General features: G+C 47.0%; 1 protein-coding gene. It reads right to left on the reverse strand.

Annotated elements, in window-relative coordinates; translation table 11 throughout:
- On the reverse strand, window positions 1-9,184 hold a 9,184-nt coding region (locus tag C3K47_RS19195; protein WP_103790787.1), incomplete at both ends, for an Ig-like domain-containing protein.

Consider the following 9,184-nt stretch of genomic DNA (forward strand, 5'->3'; position numbering starts at 1 on the left):
TCCGGCTGTAGTGTACGCTGGTACCGCTGGGTTTTGTAAGGTCGAAGTAAAGCCTTCCCCTAAATCCCAGGCATACGTTAAGCTATAGCCGCCGCCTACGCTTGAGACATCGGTAAACACATCACCTGCCGATCCACAGCTGCTTGGTTTTGTAAACGAAGCCACTGGGTTTGGATAGATCGTGATGACCTGTGCCGGTGATTCATCATCACAGCCAAAGCCATCGTTTACCACTACCGTATAGCTGCCTGATTCGGCAACCGTACTTAAGGTTAAGGTTTGCGCGTTCTGTCCGGCGATATCCACACCGCCTTTGCGCCACTGGTAAGTAGAACCCACACTGGCCGTTAAGGTGATCGTACCTCCCTCACACTCAGCTGTTGCTGATGGGGTAATGCTTGGTGTTGGCAATGGATGGACAACGATGGTCGCCGTTGCAGGAGTGCTCGCGCAGCTGCCGTCGGTTGCTGTTGCCACATAGGTGATCGTCCAGGTGCCTACCCCTGCTACTGCTGGGTCGAACTTGCCTGCTGCCGTAATTGTTCCCGCTGGAGCATTGGTCGTATATACCGGTGCTGCTACGGCAACGCCGTTGGTTACACTTGAGGTGATGTCTACCAGACCGCCATCGATACAGATCTCTGGTACGCCTACCGCTAGCGTAGTGGTTGCTACCGGGTGTACCGTGATTGACTGCGGTGCCGTGCTGCTCTCACAACCATCCTGGGTTCTCACTGTCAGTTTCACATCATAGGTGTGTGAGCTGGTGATAGCCGGGAAGCTGATCGATACCACTGCCTGGTTAGCTGCTGAGATCGTGTTGATCACACTGCCGCCTTCACTGAATTCCCAGATGTAGTCGGTGATCGGGCTTACTCCGGTGCTTGAGCCTGTGGCATCTAAGGTCACTGTTCCATCCTGACAAACCGTTGTGGACGATGCCGTAAAGCTTGCCACTGGCGTTGCGCCATTGTATTGATATACATCGGTATAGGTGTCTTTACATCCGTTACCTGATGAGGTTACTGTTAAGGTGATCGTTTTCGGTCCGGCTGTAGTGTACGCTGGTACCGCTGGGTTTTGTAAGGTCGAAGTAAAGCCTTCCCCTAAATCCCAGGCATACGTTAAGCTATAGCCGCCGCCTACGCTTGAGACATCGGTAAACACATCACCTGCCGATCCACAGCTGCTTGGTTTTGTAAACGAAGCCACTGGGTTTGGATAGATCGTGATGACCTGTGCCGGTGATTCATCATCACAGCCAAAGCCATCGTTTACCACTACCGTATAGCTGCCTGATTCTGCAACCGTACTTAAGGTTAAGGTTTGCGCGTTCTGTCCGGCGATATCCACACCGCCTTTGCGCCACTGGTAAGTAGAACCCACACTGGCCGTTAAGGTGATCGTGCTGCCATCACACTCAGCTGTTGCCGATGGAGTGATGCTTGGTGTTGGCAATGGATGTACCACGATAGTGGCTGTTGCCGCTACGCTTGGACAGCTGCCGTCGGTAGCTGAAGCTACATAGGTGATTGTCCAGGTGCCCACTCCTGCTACTGCAGGATCGAACTTGCCTGCTGCCGTGATTGAACCTGCTGGGGCATCGGTGGTGTATACCGGTGCTGCTACAGCAACTCCGTTGGTTACACTTGACGTGATGTCTACCAGTCCGCCATCGATACAGATCTCTGGTACTCCTACCGCCAGCGTGGTGGTAGCTACCGGATGAACCGTGATCGTTTGTGGTGCAGACTCATCTTCACAACCAAATTCAGTGTAAACAGTTAATTTAACACGGTAATCAGTTGTTGCGGTTACATCAGGGAAATTAACCGTTACTGAAGCTGCGCTTGGAGCAGATATCGGCAATAAGGCATTTGTAATAGGATCAAAGAATTCCCATTTCCATTTATTAATTGCTCCTACCGTTCCTGGAATAGATGTATCAGTAAAGGTTACAGCTGTTCCCTGACAAACGGTAGTAGCTGATGCCGTAAAGCTTGCTGCTGGTACATTACCATTGAACTGGTAGTTTAATGTTTCTGTATCTATACAACCTTTACTGGTTGTTACAGTTAACTTAACTGTGTAATTACCCGAAGCCGTGTATACATAAGTGGTGATAGGGCTTGCTGTTGAAACAGCTGGACTACCATCTCCAAAGTCCCAGGTATAGTTGGTAATTGATCCGCTAGCTACAGAACTTGTTGATGCATCGAAAACAGAACCTGTATTGCTAACACAGTCACCGTCCATAGTAAATAAAGCAACCGGAATTGGGTTCACAATTACTTTAATGGTTTTCGATTGAGTAGTACAACCAGCTGCAGAAGTACCCAGTGCATAATAGTCACCAGCTTCTGTTGTAGTATAAGTAGGCGCTATTACATTTAAGGTAACACCGTCTTTAAACCATTCGTAAGTTGCTGCACCACCCGCAGTGAATGTAACTGCATCGCCATCACATACTTCTACCTCATCCGATGCATTTTCAGCAGGATTAGCAGAAATAGTAGTTGTCGGCATTGGATTAACACGGATAGTATCTATTGCTACATCCACACAACCATCGTTTGTAGTGTAGGTATAAGTAATAGTATGAGGAGCAGCTCCACTAACGCCTGCTGCTGCAGGATCAAAAATACCGGTAGCTGAATTCACACCAGGGCCCGCATAAACACCATTTCCAGGTAAGCCTAATACCTCTGAACCACCTGTTAATGCAAATGGAAGATCTTGACGACAAACATTGGTTTTAGGTAAAGCCAATTTTGCCTTAGGCTCAGGACTGATAGTCACAGTATGCTCTTCACTATCAAAACATCCCAAATCAGTAGTAACAGTTAAACGTACTTTATAAGCAGCAACCGTATTACTTGTTGGGAACGTAACCGTTACTGAAGAATTATTTGGAGCTGATAATGCAATCTGATTATTCGATGCATCAAAGAATTTCCAATCATAACTTAATGAAGTAGCCGGTAGCGTTAAACTTGCTGCCGAACCTGTACCATTAAAGGTAATTGGCGTGTTATTACATACCGTAGCACCAGGATATGTAAAGGATGCTACAGGCTCATTACCATTAAAGTTGTATGGTTTTGTTATTGTGTTAGAACAACCCTTACTATCCGTTACAGTTAATATGATTGTTTTAATACCTGAAGATGTATAAGCAGGAACTGCAGGATTTTGGCTTGTTGAAGTAAAGCCATCCAGATCCCAACTCCATCCGGTAATTGTTGCACCGCCATTGCCAACACTTGCGTCAGTAAACTGTAATCCTCCCGCAGGAAGACATGCGGATGGAACAGAGAAGTTTGCAGTAGGAATAGGGTTAACAGTTACTGTAACCGGAGCTGCGGCTGTTCCAAAACAACCAAACTTACTGGTAACCTTAACATTATAATTACCTGTTGCAGTAGCTTCATAAGAAGGGAAAATCGCACCAGGAATATCTACTCCTCCTACTTGCCATTGGTAAGCATATTTTACAGGATCATTATAGAATGTTTCCGACAGGGTAACTTTAGCCGTACTGGTTCCACAGAAAGTAGTTGAACCACCCGGAGTAATAACTGGAATAATTTTTTCAATTTGAATAAATACTGAATCTGACCATGCATCACAAGTGCCATCATTCGCTTTTACTTTATACCATCCTGTATTATAGGCGTTATAAGTAGTAGTTGCTGCTGCCGCAGATGACCAGGTAATTGGAGCCGTATTAGTTGGAGAATAATACCAATCGATAGTAATAGCCGGACTTACTACATATAACTGAGCAGGATTAGGATCACAAGCTGTGAAATTACCCTGAATAATTACTGTTGGCTGATAACTGTTTACAAATACAGGAGCTGCAGTTATACCGTTACATCCATTGGCATCCCATACACGAACTGTATACTGATGAGTTTCTGAAGTAGCTGTTGGCTGTACCCAATAATCACGATTAGTTGAATCAGCAACCGCAACACCATCTTTATACCATTGATAAGCTACGTATGGATTGTCAACCGCTAAGTGCGTTATACCTCCTCCTGAACAGAAGTTAATTGTGCTTCCTGCACCATTAACGATTTTAGGTTGAGGTAATGGATCAACGGTTACCGACACATTATTGGCCCCACTTGAACATCCGTTCGAAGTGGTTACAATTACGTTATAAATACCTGTTTGAGTAGCATTATACGTAGCGGATGTAGCACCTGGAATAGATACTCCATTATAAGTCCACTTATAGGTATCTGTAGGGTATGTACTAGTTACCGTTAAGCTTACATTTCCACCGAAACAGAACTTATGAGGACCTGCCGGATTAATACTTGCAACTGATAAAGGATTAACCGTTACAGTTACAATAGCCGAAGTTTCTGAACAACCAAATGAATTGGTCCCAACAACCGTATAATTACCTGCTGTTGTAGCAGTGTAAGAAGTTGAGGTCGCTCCCCCAATAGGACTTCCGTTTAATTGCCATTGGTAATTAAGTGTAGCATCAGCATTAGAAACTGATAAAACTACATCTTCACCGGCACAGAAAGCTAATGGGCCATCTGCAGCAATAATTGGCTTAGTAATTTTGTATTCTGTTACATTGAATACTATAGAAGTAGCTGAACATCCGCTTGGAGCAGGATATGTAACTTTCACCTGATAGTTACCACCATCGGATACTGTAATGCTGGCACAATTACAACCAAATGCCGAACCATCTTTAGTCCATACATATGAAGTACCTGCAGGACCTGCTGTTACTCCGATTGTTGAACTACCGCCATCACAGAACTGAATAGTTGTAGGAGTTGTAGGTGTAACAATTGGCAAAGGTTTAACCGTTACCGGAATCACATTTGAAAATTCTTGACAACCTGTAGGATAACTTGCTACCACATCAAAGTTGTAAGTACCGGCTGCAGTTTCAGAAACAACATATGTTTGACTAGTTGCACCAACGATATCCACTCCATCTTTACGCCACTGATAAGTTGCAGCAGCTGAGAATGGATTAATAGTAAGTGAAACCGTTTCGTTAGCGCAGATAGTTGTTGAACCTGAAGATTTAATCACCGGATCTGGAATATCAAATACAGTTACATCTACATCCGCAGAAGTACTGATACAACCTTTATCAGAAGTAACAACAACTTTATACTTACCTGTAGCAGTTGCTGTATATGAATTAGTATTTGAAACACCAGAGGCTATAGCGCCCTTATTAAACCACTGATATGAATAACCGGCAACAAAAGGAACACTGAAGCTTACGTTTGATCCACTACAGAATGAATGAGGACCTGGATTGGTTAAGGTTACATCAGGTAATGGGTTTGATGTAATAGAAACCGTATTGGATTGTTTAGGACATCCATTTACATCAGTAGCCATTACATAATAATCACCTACTGTATTTGTAGTATAGAAGGTACCTGTTGCTACTGAAACTAAAGGAGCAGCAGTATTGTACCATTTATAAGTTACACCTGTAACAACAGGGCTAACTTTAAGAGTAACACTTCCTCCCACACAGAAATCAAGAGTACCTGTGGCTGACACCACCGGAGTAGCAAAATCCCAAACAGTAACTACAACACCAGTAGGACTAGCTGTTGTACAACCAGTTGCAAAGCTTACAGTAACTGTATAATTACCCGCTGCAGATGCTGTATAGGTATTAGAATTTGTTCCTACCGGATTTCCATCCTGGAACCATTGATAAGTTGCCCCTGACTGAACTGGTACTGATAATACTACCGAACCAGGATTACAGAAACTTGTAGGTCCGCTTGCAGTAATAGTAGCTACTGGTTTAGGATCTACTGTTACCACTGTAGCTGGAGAAGTGTCCGTACAGGTGGTAATCGTGTTGGTTACTTTTACTGTATATGATCCTGAAGCGGAAGCAGTATACGTATTACTGTTGGTGCCTACCGGGGTTGCGCCCTGGAACCATTCGTATTTTACATTGGCTTGAGCCGGCGCTGTTAAGGTTACTGATCCACCGCTACAGAACGTGGTCGGTCCTGATGGACTGATCGTTGCCGTTGGCAATGGATTCACTGTTACGCTCACCGGTGCCGAAGTCGCCTTACAAGTAGTAGCCGTAAAGGTTACTACTACGGTATACGTTCCGCTGGTGGTAGCAGTGTAGCTGTTGGAGTTCGTGCCTACTGCTGTAGCGCCATTGTACCACTGGTAGCTCGCTCCTGCCTGCGCCGGAACTGAGATCACCTGTGAGCCGCCCTGACAGAAGGTATATGGACCAGCTGCATTCAACGTCACATCCGGAATTGGGGTGATCGTTACCGCCACTACGTTCGACGGTGCCGAACAGGTGGTGGTCGGATTGGTCACCACTACCGAGTAGTTACCACTGGTGGTGGCACTATAAGTATTGGTGTTGGTACCTACCGGAGTAACGCCGTTGTACCACTGGTAATTCATGCCTGCCTGCGAAGTGGCCGTTAACACGATCACATCTCCCGCACAACCGGCAATTGGACCTGCCGGTGCAACTGTTACCGTTGGCAACGGATTCACCGTTACGTTTACGGTAGCTGAAGTAGCCGAACAACCGCCTGCTGCTGCAGGATAGCTGGCCACTACTTTATACTGACCGGTGGTGGTTGCTGTATAAGTATAAGAAGTGGCACCAGGAATTGCAGTAATTCCATTGTACCACTGATAGGTTACGCCTAAAGCCGACTCGTCAGTAACCGAAATTACCTGTGCACCGTTCTGACAAAACGTGTATGGACCCGGTGCGTTTAAGGTCACCGTTGGGGTATTGTTTACTGTTACCACTGTAGCAGGAGAAGTGTCCGTACAGGTGGTAATCGTGTTGGTTACTTTTACCGTATATGATCCTGAAGCAGAAGCAGTATACGTATTACTGTTGGTACCTACCTGGGTTACACCCTGGAACCATTCGTATTTTACATTGGCTTGAGCCGGTGCTGTTAAGGTTACCGATCCACCGCTACAGAACGTGGTCGGTCCTGATGGACTGATCGTTGCTGTTGGCAATGGATTTACCGTTACGCTCACCGGTGCCGAAGTCGCCTTACAAGTAGTAGCCGTAAAGGTTACTACTACGGTGTAAGTTCCACTGGTGGTAGCGGTATAGCTGTTCGAGTTCGTGCCTACTGCTGTAGCGCCATTGTACCACTGGTAGCTCGCTCCTGCCTGCGCCGGAACTGAGATCACCTGTGAGCCGCCCTGACAGAAGGTATATGGACCAGCTGCATTCAACGTCACATCCGGAATTGGGGTGATCGTTACTGCCACTACGTTCGACGGTGCCGAACAGGTGGTGGTCGGATTGGTCACCACTACCGAGTAGTTACCACTGGTGGTGGCACTATAAGTATTGGTATTGGTACCTACCGGAGTAACTCCGTTATACCACTGGTAATTCATGCCTGCCTGCGAAGTGGCCGTTAATACAATCACATCTCCCGCACAACCGGCAATTGGACCTGCCGGTGCTACTGTTACCGTTGGCAACGGATTCACCGTTACGTTTACGGTAGCTGAAGTAGCCGAACAACCGCCTGCTGCTGCAGGATAGCTGGCCACTACTTTATACTGACCGGTGGTGGTTGCTGTATAAGTATAAGAAGTGGCACCAGGAATAGCGGTTACGCCATTGTACCACTGATACGTTACGCCTAAAGCCGACTCGTCAGTAACCGAAATTACCTGTGAGCCGTTCTGACAAAACGTGTATGGACCCGGTGCATTTAAGGTCACCGTTGGGGTATTGTTTACTGTTACCACTGTAGCCGGAGAAGTGTCCGTACAGGTGGTAATCGTGTTGGTTACTTTAACAGTATATGATCCTGAAGCAGAAGCAGTATACGTATTACTGTTGGTGCCTACCGGGGTTACGCCCTGGAACCATTCGTATTTAACGTTAGCCTGAGCCGGCGCTGTTAAGGTTACCGATCCACCGCTACAGAACGTGGTCGGTCCTGATGGACTGATCGTTGCTGTTGGCAATGGATTTACCGTTACGCTCACCGGTGCCGAAGTCGCCTTACAGGTAGTCGCCGTAAAGGTTACTACTACGGTATACGTTCCACTGGTGGTAGCGGTGTAGCTGTTCGAGTTGGCACCTACTGCTGTAGCGCCATTGTACCACTGGTAGCTCGCTCCTGCCTGCGCCGGAACTGAGATCACCTGTGAGCCGCCCTGACAGAAGGTATATGGACCAGCTGCATTCAACGTCACATCCGGAATTGGGGTGATCGTTACTGCCACTACGTTCGACGGTGCCGAACAGGTGGTGGTCGGATTGGTCACCACTACCGAGTAGTTACCACTGGTGGTGGCACTATAAGTATTCGTGTTGGTACCTACCGGAGTAACGCCGTTGTACCACTGGTAGTTCATGCCTGCCTGCGAAGTGGCCGTTAACACGATCACATCTCCCGCACAACCGGCAATTGGACCTGCCGGTGCAACTGTTACCGTTGGCAACGGATTCACGGTTACGTTCACCGTCGCTGAAGTAGCCGAACAACCGCCTGCTGCTGCAGGATAGCTGGCCACTACTTTATACTGACCGGTGGTGGTTGCTGTATAAGTATAAGAAGTGGCACCAGGAATTGCAGTAATTCCATTGTACCACTGATAGGTTACGCCTAAAGCCGACTCGTCAGTAACCGAAATTACCTGTGAGCCGTTCTGACAAAACGTGTATGGACCCGGTGCGTTTAAGGTCACCGTTGGGGTATTGTTTACTGTTACCACTGTAGCAGGAGAAGTGTCCGTACAGGTGGTAATCGTGTTGGTTACTTTTACAGTATATGATCCTGAAGCAGAAGCAGTATACGTATTGCTGTTGGTGCCTACCGGGGTTACGCCCTGGAACCATTCGTATTTTACATTGGCTTGAGACGGCGCTGTTAAGGTTACCGAGCCACCACTACAGAACGTGGTCGGTCCTGATGGACTGATCGTTGCCGTTGGCAATGGATTTACCGTTACGCTCACCGGTGCCGAAGTCGCCTTACAAGTAGTAGCCGTAAAGGTTACTACTACGGTATACGTTCCGCTGGTGGTAGCAGTGTAGCTGTTCGAGTTGGTCCCTACTGCTGTAGCGCCATTGTACCACTGGTAGCTCGCTCCTGCCTGCGCCGGAACTGAGATCACCTGTGAGCCGCCCTGACAGAAGGTA

Source organism: Solitalea longa, from assembly GCF_002920915.1.
GTDB classification, from domain to species: domain Bacteria; phylum Bacteroidota; class Bacteroidia; order Sphingobacteriales; family Sphingobacteriaceae; genus Solitalea; species Solitalea longa.